Genomic DNA, 22041 nt, shown 5'->3' with positions numbered 1-22041 from the left:
GCGGCCCGGTGTGCACGGAGTCCACTCTCCAGCATTCCACAGCGGCGTGAGGGTGATTCAGGGAGTATGACGACACTTTCCTCGAGGTTCGGCCGCGCCCTGTCGAGGGCACTCGGCCCGCATTTCTCGACCCACCAGGTCAGCAATGGCGTGGCATTCCGGCACCTGGATCCCTCGCTCCTGGAAGACTGCTTCTCCTGGGCCGGACTGAACGAGATCCTTTCGCGGGGCTCTGCCGTACCGGCCGACTTCTTTCTGTGTGCGGACGGAAAGCGACTGCCCGAGCACCGGTACACGGCGACCCTGGACGGACACCGGGTCTTCGACCTGCCGCAGGTGTTCGCGCTCATGCGGGCCGGCGCCACACTGATCATCGATTCCCTGGACCGCATCCATCCCGGAGTCCGGGCCGCGACCGACGACGTGATGCGGATCACCGGTGAGACCGCGGCCTGCAATCTCTTCGTCACCTTCGACGACGCGCAGGCCTTCGACAGCCATTTCGACGAGGTCGACACCTTCTGCGTGCAGCTTCTCGGCACCAAGCACTGGAAGGTGCACGGGCCGTCCGAGGAGTTCCCGCTGCCCGAATACGGCGACAGCGATCCGGTGAACTGTCCCGACACCGTCCTGTTCGAGAAGACCCTGGTGCCCGGCGACGTGATTCACGTGCCCCGGGGCTGGTGGCACACCGTCCGCGGGGGCGGTGAGACCAGCCTGCACCTCACCTTCACTTTCACTCGGCGCACCGGGTACGACTGGCTGCGCTGGGCCACCCGCCAGGCTCTGTCCCGGGTGGAGATCCGCGAGAGTCTCGACCGCGCCGCGCCGCCGGAGGCGCAACAGGCCCAGGCGGAACGGATCGTCGAGGCGTTCCTGGCCGAGGTGAAGAGTCTGTCCCTGAGCGACTTCTTCACCGCGGAGCGCCGTGCCTCCGGCGGGCGCGGCCTGGCGAGCCTGCCGTGGGACGTCAGCAAGGCCCGCCCGTCCGGGCAGGACGTGGTGGAGCTGGTGCCCGTCCTGCCACCACCGGTCCGCGTGGAGGGGGACCGGGTCGTCGTCACGGCCGCCGACCAGGACTTCGCCCTGCCCGTCGCACACCACCCGGCGATCGAGGCGCTCGTCCGGGCGCGCAGGCTCACCGTCGCCGAGCTGGCCGCGCGGGCCGATGCACCCATGGCGTCCGTGTCGGCACTGGTGGCGGCCCTGCTGCGATGCCGGCTGGTCACCGTCTCCGGCCCGGACGCCGCCCACCGTGACAGCGAGCACGACCGGTGACGGCCCCGTTCCGACCGGGCCTGGGCGCACTCGGCCTTCCCGCCGCTGACCTGGACGCCGTGCTCGCCGGGGACCTAACCGCCGACGCCGTCGTCCTGGGGCTGCCCTTCGACGCCGGGGTGCCGGGCGTTCCCGGCCAGCGTCACGGCCCGGAGATCTTCCGCAAGCTCAGCCCCACCCACCCCTGGTCGGTCGACGAGAACGGCGCCCTGGGTGCGGTGCTCGACCCCGTTACCCGCGGCCCCGTGCTGTCCGGCCGCAGGGTGTTCGACGTGGGCGACCTGGGTTCGGTGCCGATCGATCCACGGGTCGGTCGCGGCAGCTACTACAAGACCCTCACCCGCCTCTCGGAACAGCTCGCCGCGACGGGCACCCTGCCCATCCTCATCGGCGGCGACCACAGCCTGTCGGCGCCGGCGGCCACCGGGGCGGCGGCCGTGTACGGCCCCCTGCGGTTCATGTGCTTCGACGCGCACTGCGACTTCAGCGCCCGGCCGATGCCGGACGCCACCGACATCACCCACGCGGACTTCCTCGGCCACCTGCTACAGGCCGGCACGATCTCGGACGCGGAGCTGTACGGCGTACGGACGTACCTGCCCGCCGACTGCGGCCCGCTGCCCGACGCCCTGCGCTGCGCCTACTCGTACAGCCCGGGAGAGGAGGCGGCGGACAACCGGCCCACCTACCTGTCGGTCGACCTGGACGTCATCGAGCCGGCCGCCTTCCCGGCCACCGGGCACCCGGAGGCCGGGGGTTACCAGCTGCGGGAACTGCTGGCCGCCGTCGAGCACGTCTGCCGCACGCGGCGAGTGGTGGCGGTGGACATCGTGGAAGCACTCCAGGACGACCGGGAGAACCGGGCCACCAGCGCGACGGTCTCGGCCCTCGTCATGACATGCCTACGGGCACTGCTCGAACACCCTCGGGAACGGGAGACGACCCGATGAGCACGAGCACCACGGCAGACCCGCCGCCGGAGACGGCCGGCTCCGGCGGAGAGGCGTCGGACGCCACGGGTATCCGCTCCCTGCACGGCTGGCAGCGGAAACTGATAGCGGAGCACGACCGGCCCGCCCTGCGCACGCACGGGACGACCGTCACCGGCGTCAACGCCGGTGAGCGCGATGTCACCATCCGCGTCCACGAGGGCCGCACCTGGATCTACAAGGTGTGGCAGGGCGACCGTGGCCGCGCCACCCACCACCTCTATACCCCCGTCACCGGCCGCATCCACGCCATCGGCCGGGACGAGGCGGAGCTCCTGCAGGCAGCGGACTGGTCGGCGGCCCCGGCCACGGCGATCAGCCGGCTGACCGCCCTGGTCATGCCGTTCGAGGAGCCGGGCTGGCGGTTACCGGAACTGCCCGCCGACGCGCGGGTGGACACGCCGCGCGTCCGTGTCCTGATGCTCAACCCCACCGAGCAATGCAACATCCGCTGCACGTACTGCTACTACGGCGGCGCGTACACCGACACCCGCCCCCACCGGACCGCGTCGCCGCGGGCGGACATGGTGAAGGCCGCCATCGACCTGTTCGTGACCGGCGAGGAGAAACTGGATGACGCCCCGCGGGCCGTGTACTTCTTCGGCGGGGAACCGCTCCTCGCGTTCGACGAGCTGAAGAAGGCCGTGCTTGCCTTGGAGGAACGCAAGCGCGAGGTGGGGGCCCGCTTGGAGAACCTCGTCCTCCAGGTGAACACCAACGGCATGCTGCTGACCCCGGAGATCGTCGACTTCCTCGTCGAGTACGACATCTACCTCAACATCTCGATCGACGGACCCAACCACGACCGCTACCGCGTCGACCGGCGGGGCAAGGGCACGCACGACCGGGTGCGCGAGCGCACCGACTGGCTCGCCGAGAACTGGCCCGAGTACTTCTCCTCGCGGGTCGCGCTCATCTGTGTGCTGTCGGCGCCGCTCGACGCGGCCGCCCTCTACCGCTACTTCTCCGCGTGGCCCACCGCCCACCGCGCCCTGGCGTGGGACTTCGACCTGATCCTGCCGGGCGGCGAGCAGTCCTACGCCGACTTCGAGCGGGTCTTCGCCGAACAGCGCCGGGTATGGGACCTCTTCGTACGCTCCCACCACCAGTCGCACGCGGAGCGCGAGCAGTCGGGGCGCTACCACTTCGCCTTCAGCCACGGCTTCCTGCACCGCTCGTTCCACCGGGTGCTGAACCAGCCGGAGCGCGAGGGCGGTGCACGCCTCGGGCATCTGCTCGGCACGCAACTGATTCCCGGGAACGAATACCTGGTCCTGGGGGCCGACGGCACGCTCTACTCCTCCTACGAGTACCAGTCCCCGGAATTCGCCGTCGGCCACACCGACCGGGGGGTCGACCCGGTCGCCGGAGTCGAGCAGCTCGCCATGTTCCGCGACTCCGTCCAGGCCGGGTCCTGCACCACATGCTGGGCGGCACCCCTGTGCACTGTCACGGTGCCGGAGGCTCCCTTCCGGCGGTCGGACTCCGCGGACACGGTGCGCGAGAAGGTGACGGCCAAGCGGGCGAGGTGCATGTCGGAACGGGAGAACCTCCAGCAGGCGCTGCGCGCCCGTGTCGACATCGAGCAGGAGTACGGGGACGAGGCCCTGGACGGACACCGTGCGGACTGGAGCCGCCAGCGGATGGAGGTGGCCCGTGTCGATCCCTTCTACGCCTGATGCGCCCGCGGACGTCGGCGCCACCGACCTCCTGGACCTCCTGTGCGGCGCCGAACCGGCCCTGCTGCGGGGAGCCGGCCGCCATTGGCCGGTCTTCGCCGCGCTGAGCGAGGAGAACCTGCGGGCCCACGGCGACCGCCTGGTGGAGGCCGAGGACCGGGACCACCGCCCGGTGACGGTTTCCCTCGACGAGGTCCTCGACGACATGCGGGCCGCCCGCCCGCAAGGGCTGTACCTGCGCCACCAGGTGCTCTCGCGGTTCGACCCCGCACTACCGGCGCTCGTACCGGGGGAGGTACGGCGCCTCAACTGGCTGCTGGCCCTGGAACCCGACGCGCGCCCGGACTGGAGCTGGCTGATGATCGGCGCCGCGGCCACGAGCTCGCCCCTGCACGTCGACGTGATGGCGAGCGCCGCGTGGAACCTGCTCTGTACCGGCGCCAAGCGGTGGACGTTCCACCCGCCGGAGCGGGCCGAGGAATGGCGGCTGCTCCCGCCCGGGTGCGCGACGGACACCCACGACCCACGTCCCCGCGAGTTCGTGCAGGAGCCCGGTGACATCGTGGTCACACCCAGCGGATGGGCCCACGAGGTGCACAACGTCACCGGCTCGATCGCCGTCACCAGCAACTTCATCAACCGATCCAACATGGACTTCGCCCTCCGGTACTTCGGCCTGACCGGCGACACCGACGCCTACGACGTGCTCGTCGCCGTCGGCGCGGCCTTCGCCCGGCACGAGGAAGGTGGTGGGCGTTGAGCGGGCACGATCAGCCGTTCGAGCTTCCCGCCGTGGGCCTCGGCACCTGGCAGATGCGGGGCGAAACCGCCGAGCGGGGCGTCCGCGACGCGATCGAGCTCGGCTACCGGCTGATCGACACGGCCGCCGCCTACCACAACGAGGAGGCGGTCGGCGCGGGCATCCGCGGCAGTGGGACCGACCCCGGCGAGCTCCTGGTCGTCACCAAGTTCCCCGAGGAGGACGCGGGCCGCGAACGAGAGGTCCTCCGCACCAGCCTGGGCCTTCTCGGCGTCGACAAGATCGACCTGTGGCTGGTCCACGCACCGCTGGACGCGGCGGGATCGCTGCGGATCTGGGAGCAGTTCATCAAGGCCCGGGACGAGGGGCTGGTCCGTGCCATCGGCGTCAGCAACTTCCTCCCTGAGCAGGTGGACGAGCTGATCAAGGCCTCAGGAGTGGTGCCCGCAGTGAACCAGATCGCCTTCGGCCCCCGCTACTACGACGCGGACGTCGCCCCGCACCACGCGGCGCACGGCATCGCCCTCCAAGCCCACAGCCCGTTCAGCGAGAACGACCTGGCCCACCCCGTGCTGCGGGGCATCGCCGACCGGCACGGGTGCACGGTGCGGCAGGTCCTGCTGCGCTGGCACCGGGCGCACGGCGTTCCGGTCGTCGTCAAGTCCGTCTCCCCTACCCACCTGACCGAGAACCTGGACGCAGCCGGCCACCCGCTCGAGCCCGAAGACGTGGCGGCCATCGACCGTCTGGGCATCAACCCCACCCGCGGACAACCAGCATGAGAGTCCAGATGGACGCCGTACGGCGCTCCTATCACGTACGGCGCCGCCCGGAGACGGGATCGAGGCTGGCCCGGCTCGTCCGCCGCGAACGCAGTGAGGTCGAGGCCCTGCGCGGCATCGACCTGCGGATCGAAGCGGGTGAGTCCGTCGGCTACATCGGACTCAACGGCGCGGGCAAGTCCACCACGATGAAACTGATCTCCGGCATCCTGACCCCGACGGCCGGCCGCGTAACCGTGGACGGACGGGACCCGCACCGGGAGCGCCGCAGACTCTCCGCCGAACTCGGCTATCTGGCGGCCCAGCGTGCCAGCCTCTGGTGGGACCTGCCCGTCAAGGACTCGTACGAACTCATCCGCCGCGTCTACGGAATCGAACCGGCCCTGTTCCGCCGCCGCAGCGAGGAGTTGGTGGGCCGGCTCGATATCGGCAAGCATCTGAACACCCCCGTGCGCGAACTGTCCCTCGGCAACAGGACCCGCGCGGAGCTCGTCGGCACCCTGCTCCACGCCCCGAAGCTGCTGCTGCTGGACGAGCCCACCATCGGCCTCGACATCTTCGCGCGGGAGGCGATCTGCGGCCTTCTCAAGGACATCCGCGAGACCGACGGGCCCACCATCATGATGGCCAGCCATGACCTGCGCGACGTGGAGGCCGTCTGCGACCGCATCGTCATGATCGACGCGGGTCGCCTCGTCCACGACGGCAAGATCTCCGAACTGCGCGGGCTCGGCGGCGGCACCCGCCGCTTGGTCATCCACCATGCCGAGGGACACACGCCACCGTCCGCGCCGGGGCTGGTCCCGATCGGTGCGGCGGCAAGGACCGTCACCACCTTCGAGTACGCCCAGGGCAACCTCCCCCCGGAGGTCCTCTCCGCCCTCTTCTCCGACCCGCTGGTCGACGACGTCCAGTTGGAGGCGCCCGGCCTCGAACAGATCATCAAGTCCCTCTACCGCAAGGCCGACTGATGGAGCGGACGCGCCACACCCTCCGCGCCCACCTGGCCGTGGCCCGCATGCAGGTCAGGCTCTCCTTCCACTACCGGACCAGGGCCTTCTCACAAGGGATCGGCGCCCTGCTGCTGATCGGCCTCCAGGGCGCGCTGTGGACGGCCGTGTACGCGGGGACAGGGGAGGACACCCCGGCCGACTGGCTGACCCTGCGCCAGACCATGGTCTACGCCGCGGCGGGAACCATCTGGGTGCTGTGCCTGCCCAACCTGGGCCTCGCCCGCCAGCTCGAGGACAAGATCAGAGACGGCAGGATCACCAACGAACTCCTCCTGCCCATGGGCTTCTTCAGTCAGTGGTTCGCCGCCGCGCTCGGCCGCTCCATGGGCATCTCCGCACTCGTCGGTCTGCCTGCGGCGCTCGTCGGCTGCGCGCTCCTGCTGCCCGTCGACCTCGGCGTCGGCTACGCCCTCCGGCTTGCCCTGACGAGCGGCATCGCCTTCGTGGTCCTCTTCAACCTCAGCTACATGATCGGACTGTCCGCGTTCTTCATCCGCCGTGTCGAGGGCCTCAACGAGGTGCGTGAAGCGCTGCTGCTCCTTCTGGGAGGCTCGATGATGCCGATCTCCCTCTATCCGGCACCTCTGCGTGACGCTGTGGTGTGGACCCCGTTCGCGCACGGCTTCTACACCCCTCTCGGCACCCTGGTGAAGGACCCGTTCGTGGATGCACGCGTCATCACCATCGGACTGGTCTGGGCCACACTGCTGACCGTCGCGAGCGCCCTGTACACCTGGCGGGGCCTGCGAAAGCTGGTGATCGCCGGTGGCTGAGCGCCTCGCGGACTGGAAGCAGTCGTTGGACGTCGCCCTTTTCGCGACCCGGATGAACTTCCGCAGTCACCTGGTGCACCCCGGCGAGGTGGTGCTTGCCAATCTGGGGGCCCTCGTCCAGGCGGTGTCCGGTGCCGCCGTGTTCATGTTGGCGCTGTCCACCACCGGGGTGGTCCACGGCTGGACCCTCGCCCAGTGGGCCGTGCTCACCGGCTTCACGACCGTGGCCCGCGCCCTGTGGAACACCGTCTTCTTCGGGACCCTGGACATCCCCGACATGGTCCGCAGCGGCGAACTCGACCATTACCTCGTCCGTCCCGCCAACCCGCTGATGCTCATCCTCTTCTCCAAGGTCGACACGGACGTGTGGGTAGAGATCGTGATCGGTCTCGGCATGATGGGGGTGGCACTGCAGGCCAGTGGTGCCGAAGTCGGCGCAGCGGTCCTGCTCTTCATCCCCGTCGCCCTCGTCGGCTCGGCGCTCGTCTTCGCCGCGATGCACCTCGCCGTCACGTCGCTGTCGTTCTGGCTGCGGTACGACGCCATGCTGTCCATGCTCGTCTGGCGGTTCGACAGTTTCGCGCAGCTGCCGATGAGCTTCTACCCGAAGTGGGTCGTTGCCGTCTTCTCCACGGTCGTCCCGTTCGCCTTCGTCGGCTACTACCCGTGCCTCTACATCCTCGGCAAGACGGACTCGCCCTTCGTCTGGGCATTCCCCCTGGCCGGCCCCCTGCTCCTGATCCCCGCGGTCTTGCTGTGGCGACGCGGTATCGCCCGTTACAGCAGTACCGGCAGCTGACCGTGGCGGTAATACCGGACATGGGGTGTCGGATTTCGGGTCCACACTCGGCGTATGACATCGAGCACCGCGGGGAACACCGCCGCGAACTGGGCCGCGTTCACCACCGCCGAACCCGGACTCTCCGCCACCGTCGAGGCGCGCTTCGGCTCCTACACCCACCACGTCCTCGCCACCCTGCGCAAGGACGGCTCTCCGCGCACCTCCGGCCTGGAGGTCCGTTTCCTGGACGGCGAGCTGTGGCTGGGGATGATGCCGGGTTCGCTGAAGGCGCTCGACCTGCGCCGCGACCCGCGTTTCGCGCTCCAGGCGAACCCCGGGGAGGGCACCGCCCCGGACGGTGGCGACGTGCGGATCTGCGGACGGGCGATCGAGGTCGAGGACGCGGAGACGAAGGACGGGTACGTGAAAGAGGTGGAACCGCCGCAGCCGTTCCACCTCTTCCGCACCGAGTTGACGGAGGTCGTACGGACCTACGTCGAGGATGACGCGTATCTCGTCGCCCAGGTCTGGAAGCCCGGAGAGCCGGTGCGCACTCTCAAGCGGACGTGACCGTCGGGACTACTCCCACTCGATGGTGCCCGGCGGCTTCGAGGTGACGTCGAGGACGACCCGGTTGACGTCCTTGACCTCGTTGGTGATGCGGGTGGAGATCTTGCCGAGTACGTCGTACGGCAGCCGCGACCAGTCGGCGGTCATCGCGTCCTCGGACGAGACGGGCCGCAGCACGATCGGGTGGCCGTAGGTGCGGCCGTCGCCCTGGACGCCGACGGAGCGGACGTCGGCGAGCAGCACCACGGGGCACTGCCAGATGTCGCGGTCGAGGCCGGCCGCGGTCAGCTCCTCGCGGGCGATGGCGTCGGCCTCGCGGAGCAGGTCCAGGCGCTCCTTGGTGACCTCGCCGACGATACGGATGCCGAGGCCCGGACCCGGGAACGGCTGGCGCTGGACGATCTCCTCCGGCAGGCCGAGCTCCTGGCCGACCATGCGGACCTCGTCCTTGAACAGCTTGCGCAGCGGTTCGATGAGCTGGAACTCGAGGTCCTCGGGGAGGCCGCCCACATTGTGGTGGGACTTGATGTTGGCGGTGCCGGTGCCGCCGCCGGACTCGACCACGTCGGGGTAGAGGGTGCCCTGGACGAGGAACTCCACGGCCGGGCCCTCGTCGGCGATGATCTCGGCCTGGGCCTGCTCGAAGACGCGGATGAACTCGCGGCCGATGATCTTCCGCTTCTCCTCGGGGTCGGAGACCCCCTTGAGCGCGTTCAGGAACCGCTCGCTGGCGTCGACGACCTTCAGGTTGACCCCGGTCGAGGCGACGAAGTCCTTCTCGACCTGCTCCGTCTCGCCCTTGCGCATCAGGCCGTGGTCGACGTAGACGCAGGTCAGCTGGGAGCCGATGGCCTTCTGGACGAGGGCGGCGGCCACGGCGGAGTCCACGCCGCCGGACAGGCCGCAGATGGCCCGCTTGTCGCCGACCTGCTCGCGGATGGCCTCGACCTGCTCCTCGATGACGCTGCCGGTGGTCCAGTCCGGGCTGAGGCCCGCGCCCCGGTACAGGAAGTGCTCCAGCACCTGCTGGCCGTGCGTGGAGTGCATCACCTCGGGGTGGTACTGGACGCCGTAGAGCTTCTTCTCGTCGTTCTCGAACGCGGCGACCGGGACGACGTCCGTGGAGCCGGTGACGGTGAAGCCCTCGGGGGCGGCGGAGCAGGCGTCGCCGTGCGACATCCACACGGCCTGCTCGGCCGGGGTGCCCTCGAAGAGGGTGGAGGACGGCTTGGAGACGCTCAGGTCCGTGCGTCCGTACTCCCGGGCGCCGGAGTTGTCGACCGTGCCGCCGAGGGTCTGCGCCATCAGCTGGAAGCCGTAGCACATGCCGAAGACGGGGACGCCCGCCTCGAACAGGGTGCGGTCGAGGGTGGGAGCGCCCGGCTCGTACACCGAGGAGGGGCCACCGGAGAGGATGATGGCCGCCGGGTTCTTGGCGAGCATCTCCGCGACCGGCATGGAGCTCGGCACGATCTCGCTGTAGACCCGCGCCTCGCGGACACGGCGGGCGATGAGCTGGGCGTACTGCGCGCCGAAGTCGACGACCAGGACGGTGTCGGGGGCGGCGGCAGCGGGAGTCGCTGATGACACGGGGTGCCTTCCGGCGGTCGGGCGGGGGTCTTGTGCTCCCGATTCTACCGAGGTGGTCGGGTGACACGTCCCGCCCACGGCGCCTCGGCGGTCCCGCCTCGACGTCTCACCATACGAACCGGCTTGGACACCGTCCGTCCCCGGGGCATACTGGCCTCATGCTCACGCACCCGACCTTCCTGTTTACCTATGGCAACCGGCCCACCGGCTGCCATGGTCGTGCTTCTTGAGCAACTGACAAGCGACTTCCCAGGCGCCCCGGGCCGACAAGGTCCGGGGCGCCTGTCGTTTCCGGGTCCTGTCGCTCCGGGCCGCCTCCCCCAACCTCCGGAGGAGCCCCCCGTGACCGCCACCGCGACAGACAAGACCGGCGCCCGCACCACCGAGGCCGCCGACGTGATCACCGGCGCCCGTGAGCGCATCGACGCGCTCGACGACCGGATCATCGGGCTGATCCAGGAACGGATGGCCGTCTCCGCCGTCATCCAGGAGGCGCGGATCACCTCCGGTGGCCGGCGCGTGAACCTCTCCCGCGAGATGGAGGTCCTCGACCACTACCGGCAGGCGCTGGGCAAGCCGGGCACGGCGCTGGCGATGACCATGCTGGAGCTGTGCCGAGGGCGCGTCTGAGGACCGCCGGGGCCGAGGTCGTATCTGAGTTCGGGCGCTTTCTCACCCGTACGGCGCGTGACCGGCACGTGAGCGGCTTCGTTGGTCCCGGTGTCCGTGCCAGCCAGGGGCGGGCCCGAAGGAAACCACGCGTGGCTCACTGGAGCGATGAGACGTGCGGATCGTGCCGTACGTCGTGGGACCTCGCTCCGGGTAAGTGACCGGACGGCAGGGGACAGCAGCCCGGTCACGCAAGAGAGCGGCCGGCTCCGGGGACGCCCGGGGCCGGCCGACGGAAAGCGTCCCCTCCCGGACCGGACGGTTGCGAAGGCCCTCCCCGTCCGGCACGACGCGGTACAGGCGGGGCGGAGCCCTGGTCCCCGGCGCGACCACCCTCACCACCCCACTGCCGTCCAAGGCCAGCGGCGCGCCCCCCGGCGCCGCTCCCCGGGCACCGGCGCTGCCCTGACGCCGGTGCTGACCGAGGAAGGGCCCCGCGGCTCACGTGCCGCGGGGCCCTTCGCGTGCGCGCACATCCGTGACGCAGGTCACACGCTATTCCGTGGATCCGGGACAACCATTCACGGCCTTCGCCGATCAAACAGGCGCAGAGACCGACCGGGCTTTCCCATGGCGAGCCGGCGGGAAGGACCTGCGCTCGGAGGGGGGCGCAGGTCCTTTCCGCTGTGCGACTGCTTCTGTGTCACTGCTTCTGTGCCGCTGCTTCTGCTTCTGTGCCGCTACTTCTTCGGCGGCACCGTCGGCATCCCCAGGAACGGCAGCCGGAGCGCGCCGAAGGCCTCCGCCGGGACCGCCGGGTGCTTGGGCTCGACGGGGACCAGGCGTTCGTAGGCCGTGCCCTGCGCCGGGCGCGGGTCGGGCTCGCCCTTGTTCGGCCAGTACGACATGGCCCGCTCAGCCTGCGCGGTGATGGTCAGGGACGGGTTGACGCCGAGGTTCGCCGAGACCGCGGCGCCGTCGACGACCGATATGCCGGGGTGGCCGTAGAGCCGGTGGTAAGGGTCGATGACGCCGGTCTCGCGGGAGGCGCCGATCGGGCAGCCGCCGAGGAAGTGGGCGGTGAGCGGGGTGCCCATCAGCTCACCGACGTTGGAGCCGGCGAAGCCGTTGATCTCGGCGGCGAGTGCGGAGGCCCCCTCCGTGGCGGCCTTGATCTGCTTGGGGTTGGGCGATCCGTGGCCCTGGCGGGCGGTGAGCACGCCCTTGCCGACGCCCGACGGCTTCAGATGCGTCGTCAGGGAGTTGTCCAGCGACTGCATCACCAGGCCGATGATGGTCCGCTCCGACCAGTGGCGGTTGGACAGGGAACGGAGGGCCTGCGCGGGGTGCCTGGCCGCGTGCGCGAGGAAGCCCAGGACGCGGTGGGTGCCCGAGCCGGTCTCGCCCGCGTACGGGACCTGCAGGATCGACAGGCCGCCCATCGAGTTGGAACCCTTGCCGTAACGGACCGGCTCGATGTGGGTGTTGGCGTCCGGGTGGATCGAGGACGTGATGGCGACGCCGCGCGTGAAGTCGGCGCGTGGCCGGCCGGTGGCCCTGCGGTAGCGCCGGTCGTCGGTCTGGGCGCCGACCAGCGCCTCGGAGTTGGTGCGGGTCAGCTCACCGAGCTTGTCGGACAGGTGCGGGAGTTGGCCGCCCGACTTCATGCGGTGCAGCAGGGTCTGGGTGCCGTAGGTGCCGGCGGCGATGACGACCCGGCGGGCCGTGAAGGTACGGCCCGCGTCCTTCTTCCGCCGGTCGGTGGGGAGCGTGGCGATCGCGAACCCGCCGCGCGAGTCGTCCGTGACCGAGACGACCGTCGTCATCGGGTGCACGACCGCGCCCGCCTTCTCGGCGAGGTACAGGTAGTTCTCGTTGAGCGTGTTCTTCGCACCGTGCCGGCAGCCGGTCATGCACTCGCCGCACTCGTTGCAGGCCTTGCGGTCCGGTCCCGCGCCGCCGAAGTAGGGGTCCGGCACCCGCTCCCCGGGTTTCGCCTTCACCGTGCCGTCGGCGTCCTCGCCGTCGCCGAAGAAGACGCCGACCGGCGCCATGTGGAAGGTGTCGCCGACGCCCATCCGCTCGGCGGCGGCCTTCAGGTGCACGTCGGAGGGGGTCATCGTCGGGTTGAGACGGACGCCGAGCATGCGCCGGGCCTGGTCGTAGTACGGCGTCAGCTCCTCCTGCCAGTCGGTGATGTCCCGCCACTGGGGGTCGTCGAAGAAGGGCTTCGGCGGTATGTAGAGGGTGTTGGCGTAGTTGAGGGAGCCGCCGCCGACGCCCGCTCCTGCCAGGACCATGACATTCCCGAGCAGGTGGATGCGCTGGATGCCGTACATGCCGAGCTTCGGGGCCCAGAGGTAGTTCTTCAGGTCCCAGGAGTTCTTCGGCAGCGACTCCCGGGTGAAGCGACGGCCGGCCTCCAGGACGCCGACCCGGTAGCCCTTCTCCGTCAGGCGGAGGGCGGACACGGAGCCGCCGAAGCCGGAGCCCACGACAAGGACGTCGTAGTCGTAGTCGTACCCGTTCTCGTCCCGGGTCTGGACGGACTTCTCCTGCGACACGTGCTCTCCTCGTTGAGAACGGGCGTTGGCCAGAGGGCGGTGGGTCGGGGGATCAGGGGGTCAGCGGGTCAGCGGGTCAGCGGGTCAGCGGGTCAGCGGAACCGGAATGCCTTCATGAGCCGCAGGCTCCGGCTCATGAACTCCGCGTACTTCTCGTCGTCCATCCCCAGCGACGGCGCCATCGGCAGCAGCCGCTGGTGGGCGACGGTCTGGGCCTCGGTGTACTTGAGGATGCCCTCGGAGCCGTGCCGGCGGCCGAGGCCGGAGTCCTTCATGCCGCCCATCGGCGACTGGACGCTGCCATAGGCGGGCGCGTACCCCTCGTTGATGTTGACGGTGCCGGTGCGCAGCCGGGCGGCGACGTCGCGCCCGCGCCGGGCGTCCTTCGTCCAGACGGAGGAGTTCAGGCCGTACGGCGTGGAGTTGGCGCGCTCGACCGCCTCGTCCTCGGTCTGGAAGCGGTGGACGGACACGACCGGGCCGAAGGTCTCCTCGGTGCACACGGTCATGGGGGCGGCGACTCCGTCGAGGATGGTCGGCTCGTAGAAGTACGGGCCGATGTCCGGGCGGGCGACGCCGCCGGCGACGAGCTTCGCGCCGTGCGCGACCGCGTCCTCCACGTGCCGCTGGACGGTCTCCAGTTGCCGCTCCCCCACCAGGGAGCCCATGTCGGCGCCGTAGGAGAGGGAGGTACCGAGCCGCATCGCCTTGGTGCGGGCGGCGAAGCGCTCCAGGAAGGCGTCGGCGACCGACTCGTGGACGTAGAGCCGCTCGATGGAGATGCAGAGCTGCCCGGCCGAGGAGAAGCAGGCGCGGACGGCGCCCGCCGCGGCCTTCTCGACGTCGGCGTCCGCCAGCACCAGCATGGCGTTCTTGCCGCCGAGTTCGAGGGAGACGCCGACCAGGCGGGCGGCGGCGCCCTGGGCGACCTCGCGGCCGGTGCGGGTGGAGCCGGTGAAGGAGACGTAGTCGGCGTGCTTGACCACCTCGGGGCCGACGACGGGTCCCTCGCCGAGGACGACCTGGAAGACCTCCGCGGGCAGGCCGGCCTCGATGAGGAGGTCGCGCGCCCACAGGGCGGTCAGGCAGGTCTCGGTGTCGGGCTTCATCACGACCGCGTTGCCCGCGACGAACGCGGGGAGCGCGTCGCCGACGGACAGCTCCAGCGGGTAGTTCCAGGGGGCGATCTGGCCGACGACGCCGCGCGGGTGGCGCAGTTCGGTGACCTTCGTCAGGGTCGGGATGGCGCCGGAGTGCCGCTTCGGCCTCAGGTACGCGGCGGCGCGGCGGCCGTAGTGCCGGGCGGCGACGGCGACGGCCTGGACCTCCTCGTGGGCGTGCAGGCGGGCCTTGCCGGTCTCCAGCTGGATGAGGTCGAGGACCTCGGCCTGCCGCTCCAGGACCAGGTCGTGGAAGCGCAGCAGGACGGCGGCGCGCTGCCGTACCGGCGTGCGGGCCCACACGTCCTGGGCGGCGCGGGCCCGCTCGAAGGCGCCGGCCACGTCCTCGGGCGTCGACTCGGGCAGGTCCGCCAGCTTCTCGCCGGTGAACGGCGTGTGGTTGGCGGTACGCCCGGAGCCGGCCACGCCCTTGGTGAGCTGGGCGACCAGCTCGGGTGTGACCACGTCGGCAGCGGTGCGGGCGCCCTGGGGGGCGGGGGCAAGGGGGTTCGTGCCGGTGATTTCCGGGGCCTGCGCGTCCGTCATGAGCCGCAGGGTATGACGCCGCGAGGTCTTTGTGTACCCGGCGGTAATGGGGATTCACCGTGATTCACCGAGTGCTCACACAACGCCAGTGATCGCTGGCAACAAACCCGCTGATCAGGGCGTTACGCGGAAGGGCTGGACCTGATCGCTGCTTTTCGGCCGGGAGTGGGCCGAGGCGGACGTGGGCGGGCCGGACCGCGCGGTGCACGATGCCGGCGGCGTGCGCGGCCCGCGGGGCGCCAAACACGGCGAGGCCTGTGCGGGCGGCCTCGGACGCCGCCGACGGACCGCGCCGGAGCGCTCGCGCAGGGACTCGCCGGGGATCCACTCCGTGACGATCCAGGGCGGTCCGTCGGGCCCTCCACGGCCACGTCGTGGACGCGCGTCGGCCGTCCGCCTTCCACCGCCGGTGCCCGGTGGTCACAGACCCGTGACGCGGGGTGCCGCTCATCTCCTGTTCACGTGCGTTGCGGGGGACGCGGAGTCGGGCGGAGCCACGGAGGGGGATGCGGAAAGCGACGCGGAGCCACGGAGGGGGACGCGGTGACGGACGCGGTGACGGAGGCGGGCGGTGTCGTCGGCTCCGTCGAGGTCACGGGCGCCGAACTCGGCGGCGTACCGCCCCCGTCACCGCCCTCCTCCGCGAGCAGCGCCGCCGCCGAGATACCCGCGCCCGCCGCCGCGACCACGAGCAGCACCGCCATGAGCACGCCCTTCGTCACGTGCCGGGGCTCTCCGGTGCGGGCCGGCGCGGGTGTCCGGCCGGTGGCCAGGAAGGCGCGCAGCATCTGCTCCGCCTCGCCGGCGTCCAGCCGTCGCTGCGGGTCGCGTTCGAGCAGGCCCCGTACGACGGGCAGGATCGGCCCGGCCTGTGCGGGCGGGTGGATCTCCTCGGTGACCACGGCGTGCAGGATGCCGCCCAGCGAGTCGCGGTGGAAGGGGGAGGTGCCGCTCAGGATCGCGCACAGCAGCACGCCCAACGACCACAGGTCGGACTCCGGCCCGGTCCCGGCACCGGACATCCGCTCCGGGGCGGTGTACTCGGGGGAGCCGACGAAGGAGCCGGTCTCGGTGAGCGTGGTGGCGCCCGCGACCTGGGCGACGCCGAAGTCGGTGAGGACGACCCGGCCGTCCCCGGCGACCAGCACGTTCGAAGGCTTCACGTCCCGGTGCAGCATCCCGGCCGCGTGGGCGGTGCGCAGGGCGTCGAGCAGGGCGATGCCGATGCGGGCGGCCTCGGCTGCGTCGACCGGGCCGTGGCTGAGGACGCGGTCGGCGAGCGAGCCGCCGTCGACCAGTTCCATGACCATGTACGCGCGTTCGTCGTCCTCGACGACGTCGTGCACGACGATGACGTGCGGGTGACTCAGCTGCGCGACCGCGCGGGCCTCGCGCAGGGTCCGCTCCCGGCGCCGCCCGGCCTCGGCCGCGGAGAGGGTCTCGTCGACGGGGAGCGCCTTCACGGCCACCTGCCGGCCGAGGAGTTGGTCGGTCGCCCGCCACACGATGCCCATGCCGCCGCGGCCGAGCCGCTCATGGAGCCGGTAACGGCCTGCGATGACACGCCCGCCCGCCCGCTCGGTCACCATGCGTCCCATCATGCCCCACCGGACGGACCGGCTCCGGGCCATCGGGACACGGGTGGCCGACAACCGACGGGGACGGGAGGGTCCCCGCGTCGGCTCCCGGCCGCCGCGCGCCGCGGGTCAGGCGGGCTTCTCCTCCCAGCTCCGCAGCACGGCTTCGAACTGCCGCTGCGTGGTCGGCCAGTCGTTCGCGGGTCCCGACATGTAGATGGCGTACTCGACGCCGTCCCGGGACATGTACATCTCCTCGACGGCGCGGCGCGGGCCGGGGAAGGGGCCGTCCTTCGCCAGGGCCGTCCAGGTGTACTCCCAGCGGGCGCTGTCGCGGTCCCGGTACGTGGTCCGCTCCAGGGTGACGCGCTGGTAGCCGACCAGCCGCTGGAGTTGTTCCTCCAGGTCGAGCTGGTGGGTGTAGGGGTCGTTGTAGTCGGGGGCGGTGTCGACGGCGATGCGGATGAAGTGCTCGCCGCCGTCCGGGGTGTAGTCGACCTGCCGGAGCTCGCCGGTGTCGCTGTACACCTTCCGCTGCCAGCCCTCGGGCAGGGAGAGGCTGAAACCCACCGGGTCGTCCTGCCGGACCCAGCCGGCCGGGACGGACCCGGAGGGGCCCTCGCCGGTCGTGGCGGAGGCGGAGGGCGAGGGGGATGCGGAGGCGGAGGCGGAGAGGGAGGCGGAAGGTGACGGTGGGTCGGTGGCGCCCGGACCGGCGGCCGAGCCGCCGTCGTCCCGCTGGTGCATCATCACGGCGGTGCCCGCGCCGACGACGGCGGCGACCACGACGACCAGGGCGAGGGTGCGCAGCCGGCGGCGCCGGGACCGTACGGGGGCGGTGCCCGTCGGACCGTTCGGCGCGTGCCCCGTGGCCGTCGGACCGGTCGGCACGGGGCCCGCCGCCGCGTACCCCGTGGCCGTCGGACCGGTCGTCATCGGCCCTGCGGCCGGGTGGTGCCCCACGGCCGTCGGACCGGTCGTCATCGGCCCTGCGGCCGGGTGGTGCCCCACGGCCGTCGGACCGGTGGCCATCGGCCCTGGGGCCGAGTGGTGCCCCACGGGCGGAGGGCCTACGGCCGTAGAGCCGACGGCCGTGGGCCCGGTCGCCGACGGGTAGTGCGTCGGGGCGTGCCCGCCCGCCCGCTCCGCCGCCCCGGGTCTCCCCGGGTGGGCCGTGTCGCCGTGTCCCCGCGCCCCCGCGTACTGCGTCGGCACATACGCCTGGGCCGCGTTCGGCCGCCGCCCCTCCGCCGCCTGGGCGAGCATGTGCTCGGTCTCGGTGGCGTCGGGCCGGGTGGCCGGATCCTTGCGCAGCAGGGCGGTGATGACGGGTGCGAGCGGGCCGGCGTACCGGGGCTTGGTGGCCTCCTCCTCGACGACCGCCTGCATGGTGGTCAGCGGCGAGGTACGGCGGAACGGCGACCTGCCCTCCACCGCCGTGTACAGCGTCGCGCCGAGCGCCCACAGGTCGGAGGCGGGCCCGGGGTCGTGGCCGCGGACGCGCTCGGGTGCCAGGTAGTCGACGGAGCCGACGACCTCACCGGTGCGCGTGATGGTGCTGTCGCCCTCGATCTGCGCGATGCCGAAGTCGGTGAGCAGCACGCGCCCGTCGTCGCCGAGCAGGACGTTGCCGGGCTTGACGTCGCGGTGCAGGACACCGGCGGCGTGCGCGGCGCACAGGGCGCGCAGCACCCACAGGCCGACCCGGGCCGCCTCCCGGGGCTCGACGCGCTCCTCCTCCTTGACCGCGTCGGCCAGTGAGCGGCCCTCGACCAGCTCCATCACGATCCATGGCCGGCCGTCGTGTTCGAGTACGTCGTGCACGGTGACGACGGCCGAGTGGTTGATCCGCGCGGCCGCGCGCGCCTCGCTCCGGGTGCGCGCCAGCAGTATGGCCTGGTCGCTCTCGGAGACGTAGAGCGCGGCGGTCAACTCCTTGATGGCGACGGCCCTGTTCAGCACCTCGTCGTGAGCTCGCCACACCCGGCCCATACCGCCGCTGCCGATGGCTTCCCCGAGCCGGTAACGGCCCGCGAGGAGCCGGCCCTGCATCTGATTCACGTTGCCCCGCAATGGTCTTGTCAGGGTCAGACTAGGGACCGGCCCCCGTCCGGGGAACGGCTGGGGTCGCACGGAAACCGCTCTGTGACGGTTGTCGCTTTCTGCGACAGGAGTCAACCATCGCGCTGACCTGCCCTCAGGACGCGGGTCAGCCCGTGTACTTGTAGGTCGCCGACGCCTGTTCGTACAGCCGGGACACCTGGTCCCGCTCCGCCTCCGGGCCGCGGACCTGCACCACGTGGTAGCGACCGTCGATCAGCATCGCGATGTTGCGCACGTACAACTCGTCGCCGTCGGCGCCGGTCCAGGTGAACTGCCCCTCGGCCATGGTCCGTCCGCCGACCTCGATGGTCTTCAGCCCGCTGGAGGTGGCCCAGCTGGAGGCGCGGTAGGGACGCAACTCGGGTTCGCTGTCGCGCTGGTAGACCATCGGGTCGTCACCGAACTCACCGGTGCGGTCCCGGCCTGGTACGACGATGAGCTCGAAGTCGCCCTTGCTGTAGACGACCTGGCCGCTGCCGTTGCGGGGCGTGCGGTTCCAGCCTTCGGCGACGGCGACGCTGAAGCCCTCCGGGTCCTTGCGCAAGGTGAACCCGTCGGCGCCGGTGGTCTGCGTCCCGGCGGCACCGGCCTCCGTCCCGGAAGCACTGGGGTCGCCCTTCGGGGACGTCTGCTCCGGCCGGGGCTCGCTGCTGACGTCCGGGGACCCCGCGGGCGGCGCCTGGCTCGCCTCGCCGACGGCACCCGTACGGTCAGGGGTGCCGGAGCCGCTCGTGTCGCTCTTGGGCATGAAGAACATGGCGTACGCGACCGCTCCGGCCAGGGCGAGCAGTATCAGCAGGAGCAGCGTCCGGCCCAGGCTGCGCGGGGAGCGAGTGGTGTCCCGCTTGTGCCGCCCGTGGTGCGCGGGCAGCCCGGCGCGCCGCCTGCGCACCAGTTCGCCCCGGCGGCGCACGATCGGCAGTCGGCTGGTGTCGGCGGGCGGGGCCGCGACGACGTGCAGACCGGCGTCCGGTTCGGGCGCCGAGCGCACCAGCGAGCGCAGCCAGCCCCGCAGTTCCTCGAAGTCGAGGCGTTCGAGGGGGTCCTGGCGCAGCAGCGACTCCACGACGGGCCGCAGCGGCCCGCACTCCTCGGCGAACGCCGGCGGCTCCGCGCACACGATCTGCACCAGCTCGGCGGTCGACTCCTCCGGGTAGGGCGCGTGGCCCTGTACGGCGCGGAAGAGCAGCGCGCCCAGCGCCCACAGGTCGGTCGCGGGGCCGATGGGCGCGGCCAGCTGCCAGTTCTCGTGCACCGGACCGGCCTGTTCCGGCGCCCAGCGTTCGGTCACGGGACCGACCACGGCCATCCTGGCCTGCCGCGCCCGCTCGGCGGCGAGTGCGGTGGCCGGACCGTGCCGGGCGGGGGTGCGGGCGAGCGCGTCGTCCCAGTGCCCGGACGGAGCGGCGGCCTCCTGCTGCGGGGCGGCGGGCAGGGCGCGTCCGGTCGGCGGAGCGGGGGCCGGGTCGGGGGTGCGGGGGGTGGCGCCGTGCCAGGAGGCGGCGCGTACGCCGTAGGGGTCGGCGATCTGCCCGGGCGGGGCGGCGCCAGGTGCCGTGCCACGGCCGGTCGCGTCGGAGGGCAGGGGGGCGGGAGGCCGGCTCTGGCCGGCGGTGGGGAAGGTCTGTGCGGCGCCCGGCTCGGTGGCGTGACCGCCGGGGCGGGGGGCCTGCGCCGGGGCGTTGTCGGGCGCGGGGCGTGCGCCGGGCAGGGCCGCGCGGCCGTTCTGCGCCTCCTGGACGCGGGCCGCCGCCCGGGCACCCGCGCGGTACGCGGCGATCGCCCCGGCACGCGCCGCGCGGACGTCGCCGTCCGCGTCGAGCGACGCGGGGGCGCGCCCGGCGGGAGTCCCGCCCGGTCCCGGGGCCCCGGGCACCGGCAGCCCGCCGACGCCCCGCGCCTCGATGGCAGCCCGCCTGTCGGCCTCGGGATCGCGCCGCCCACTGGATCCGGGGGCACCGTGGGGGCCCATGACGCCACCGGAACCCGCCGCACCACCGGAACCCGCCGCACCGTCGGAGCCCGGCGCACCACCGGAACCCGCCGCACCGTCGGAACCCGCCGCACCGTCAGAACCCATCGCACCAACGGAACCCGCGGCACCACCGGAACCCATGACGCCACCGAAGCCCACCGCACCACCAGAACCCGGCGCACCCCCTGAGCCCATCGCACCATCGGGAACCGAGGCACCCCCTGAACCCGACGCACCACCAGAACCCGCCACACCACCAGAACCCGCCGCATCACCAGGACCCGCTGCACCACCAGGACCCACCGCACCGGCGGAGCCCATGGCACCACCAGGACCCAGCGCACCGGCGGAGCCCATGGCACCGGCCTCGAGGTCGGAACCTCCGGGAAGGGGCGCCCTCGTACCGGGCCCTGCGCCACCAGGGCCACCCCGGCCACCACCGCCGCCACCACGGCCCCCTGGGCCGCCGCCCGCCCCCCCTGGGCCCACGCCCCCGGCCCCGGACCCGGTCCCGGCACCCTCCGGCCCGGCACCACCGGGGCCGAGCCCACCGGGGCCGAACCCACCGCTCTGCACACCCGGCCCGCCATGGCCCGCCGCGCCCCCGTCGACCTCGCCCTCAGGGGCGGGGACCGGGTCGTACCCGCACAGCGCCTCCTCCGCCGCCCCGACCGCCAGGCCGGTCAGCATCACACGCCCGTCGTCGCAGACGAGCACCGTGCGCGCGGTGATGTTCCGGTGCACCCAGCCATAGGTGTGCAGCACCCGCAGCGCCAGAAGGATGTCGGAGGCCACCTCGGCCGCCCGGTACGGCGTCAGCGGTTCCTCGGCGAGCAGGGCGGCCAGCGGCCTGGCGGCCACCAGTTCGCTCACGACCCACAGCGAACCGCCCTCGGCGAACACGTCGAAGACCTGGTCCAGGCGCGGATGGTCGGGGACGGCGGCCGCGGCCTGCGCGGCCTCGACGGCACGGCGCACCACGGGGTCGGCGGGCCGCCGCATGCCGCCGCGCTCGGCCGACGACCGCCGGCCGGGGTACCGGTCGTCGCCGTCCCGGGCCGTGAAGCCGTCGGGCAGACCGTCCGCGTCGAGCACCTCCGCCTCGACGACCTCCGGCAACGGAACCTGCCTGACCAGGACTTCCTGACCGCTGTAGGTGTCGAAGGCCCGGGTCTCGGTGAGTTCGTACTCGTCGGACGGCGGCAGGGGCAGGCGGTAGCGGTCGGCGAGTACCCGTCCCGCATAGTCGTCCACGTCGCACCCCCGGCAGCCCGTCGGTCAAGTCCGTTCGC

General features: G+C 72.0%; 16 protein-coding genes. 10 read left to right on the top strand and 6 right to left on the bottom strand.

What is annotated here, in order from left to right; translation table 11 throughout:
- Nucleotides 1–66: 66 nt before the first annotated feature.
- From RM812_RS08350 to RM812_RS08310, 9 genes are read left to right on the top strand one after another with little or no spacing between them, the layout of a single operon-like run.
- Nucleotides 67–1278, top strand: a complete 1212-nt coding sequence (locus RM812_RS08350; protein WP_311571749.1) for a JmjC domain-containing protein — start codon at nucleotides 67–69, stop codon at nucleotides 1276–1278.
- Nucleotides 1275–2228, top strand: a complete 954-nt coding sequence (locus tag RM812_RS08345; protein ID WP_311571748.1) for an arginase family protein — start codon at nucleotides 1275–1277, stop codon at nucleotides 2226–2228. The genes RM812_RS08350 and RM812_RS08345 overlap by 4 nt, the downstream gene beginning before the upstream one ends.
- Nucleotides 2225–3946, top strand: a complete 1722-nt coding sequence (locus RM812_RS08340; protein WP_311571747.1) for a radical SAM protein — start codon at nucleotides 2225–2227, stop codon at nucleotides 3944–3946. Before RM812_RS08345 ends, RM812_RS08340 begins: the two co-directional genes overlap by 4 nt.
- Entirely contained in the window at nucleotides 3924–4706 is a 783-nt protein-coding gene (locus tag RM812_RS08335; protein ID WP_311571746.1) for a cupin-like domain-containing protein, read from the top strand. The genes RM812_RS08340 and RM812_RS08335 overlap by 23 nt, the downstream gene beginning before the upstream one ends.
- Complete coding sequence (locus tag RM812_RS08330; RefSeq protein ID WP_311571745.1) at nucleotides 4703–5488, top strand: aldo/keto reductase; 786 nt, start codon at nucleotides 4703–4705, stop codon at nucleotides 5486–5488. Before RM812_RS08335 ends, RM812_RS08330 begins: the two co-directional genes overlap by 4 nt.
- Nucleotides 5485–6459, top strand: coding sequence for an ATP-binding cassette domain-containing protein (locus RM812_RS08325; RefSeq protein WP_311571744.1), 975 nt, complete (start codon nucleotides 5485–5487; stop codon nucleotides 6457–6459). The genes RM812_RS08330 and RM812_RS08325 overlap by 4 nt, the downstream gene beginning before the upstream one ends.
- Nucleotides 6459–7274: an ABC transporter permease gene (locus RM812_RS08320; RefSeq protein WP_311571743.1), complete on the top strand. Its 816-nt coding sequence runs from the start codon at nucleotides 6459–6461 to the stop codon at nucleotides 7272–7274. The genes RM812_RS08325 and RM812_RS08320 overlap by 1 nt, the downstream gene beginning before the upstream one ends.
- Nucleotides 7267–8073, top strand: coding sequence for an ABC transporter permease (locus RM812_RS08315; RefSeq protein ID WP_311571742.1), 807 nt, complete (start codon nucleotides 7267–7269; stop codon nucleotides 8071–8073). The genes RM812_RS08320 and RM812_RS08315 overlap by 8 nt, the downstream gene beginning before the upstream one ends.
- A 54-nt stretch (nucleotides 8074–8127) precedes the next feature.
- A complete protein-coding gene (locus RM812_RS08310) occupies nucleotides 8128–8625 on the top strand; it encodes a pyridoxamine 5'-phosphate oxidase family protein (protein WP_311571741.1) in 498 nt (165 codons plus the stop codon).
- A gap of 9 nt (nucleotides 8626–8634) precedes the next feature.
- On the opposite strand, the gene guaA is transcribed toward RM812_RS08310, so the two are convergent.
- Nucleotides 8635–10215, bottom strand: coding sequence for a glutamine-hydrolyzing GMP synthase (gene guaA / locus RM812_RS08305; protein WP_311571740.1), 1581 nt, complete (start codon nucleotides 10213–10215; stop codon nucleotides 8635–8637).
- Nucleotides 10216–10404: 189 nt separating this feature from the next.
- Between guaA and RM812_RS08300 the strand changes: the two genes are divergently transcribed.
- Nucleotides 10405–10845, top strand: coding sequence for a chorismate mutase (locus RM812_RS08300; protein WP_311571739.1), 441 nt, complete (start codon nucleotides 10405–10407; stop codon nucleotides 10843–10845).
- 719 nt (nucleotides 10846–11564) lie between these two features.
- Here the strand turns inward: RM812_RS08300 and RM812_RS08295 are convergent.
- The 5 genes from RM812_RS08295 to RM812_RS08270 form a co-directional block, all read right to left on the bottom strand.
- On the bottom strand, nucleotides 11565–13388 hold the full coding sequence (locus tag RM812_RS08295; protein ID WP_311571738.1) for a GMC family oxidoreductase: 1824 nt from the start codon (nucleotides 13386–13388) through the stop codon (nucleotides 11565–11567).
- Between the two features lie 92 nt (nucleotides 13389–13480).
- The gene (locus RM812_RS08290) at nucleotides 13481–15094 is read right to left on the bottom strand and encodes a succinic semialdehyde dehydrogenase (protein WP_311571737.1); all 1614 of its coding nucleotides are present in this window, start codon (nucleotides 15092–15094) and stop codon (nucleotides 13481–13483) included.
- Between the two features lie 458 nt (nucleotides 15095–15552).
- Nucleotides 15553–16692 carry a serine/threonine-protein kinase gene (locus RM812_RS08280; protein WP_311571864.1) on the bottom strand — a complete coding sequence of 380 codons (1140 nt, stop codon included), beginning with the start codon at nucleotides 16690–16692 and terminating at the stop codon, nucleotides 15553–15555.
- A gap of 108 nt (nucleotides 16693–16800) precedes the next feature.
- On the bottom strand, nucleotides 16801–18723 hold the full coding sequence (locus RM812_RS08275) for a serine/threonine-protein kinase (protein ID WP_311571736.1): 1923 nt from the start codon (nucleotides 18721–18723) through the stop codon (nucleotides 16801–16803).
- 157 nt (nucleotides 18724–18880) lie between these two features.
- Nucleotides 18881–22003: a protein kinase gene (locus RM812_RS08270; protein ID WP_311571735.1), complete on the bottom strand. Its 3123-nt coding sequence runs from the start codon at nucleotides 22001–22003 to the stop codon at nucleotides 18881–18883.
- Between the last annotated feature and the right edge of the window lie 38 nt (nucleotides 22004–22041).

The sequence above is a fragment of the Streptomyces lancefieldiae genome, from assembly GCF_031845825.1.
In the GTDB taxonomy this organism is placed as follows: domain Bacteria; phylum Actinomycetota; class Actinomycetes; order Streptomycetales; family Streptomycetaceae; genus Streptomyces; species Streptomyces lancefieldiae.
This window is presented reverse-complemented; position numbering and strand designations above follow the sequence as displayed.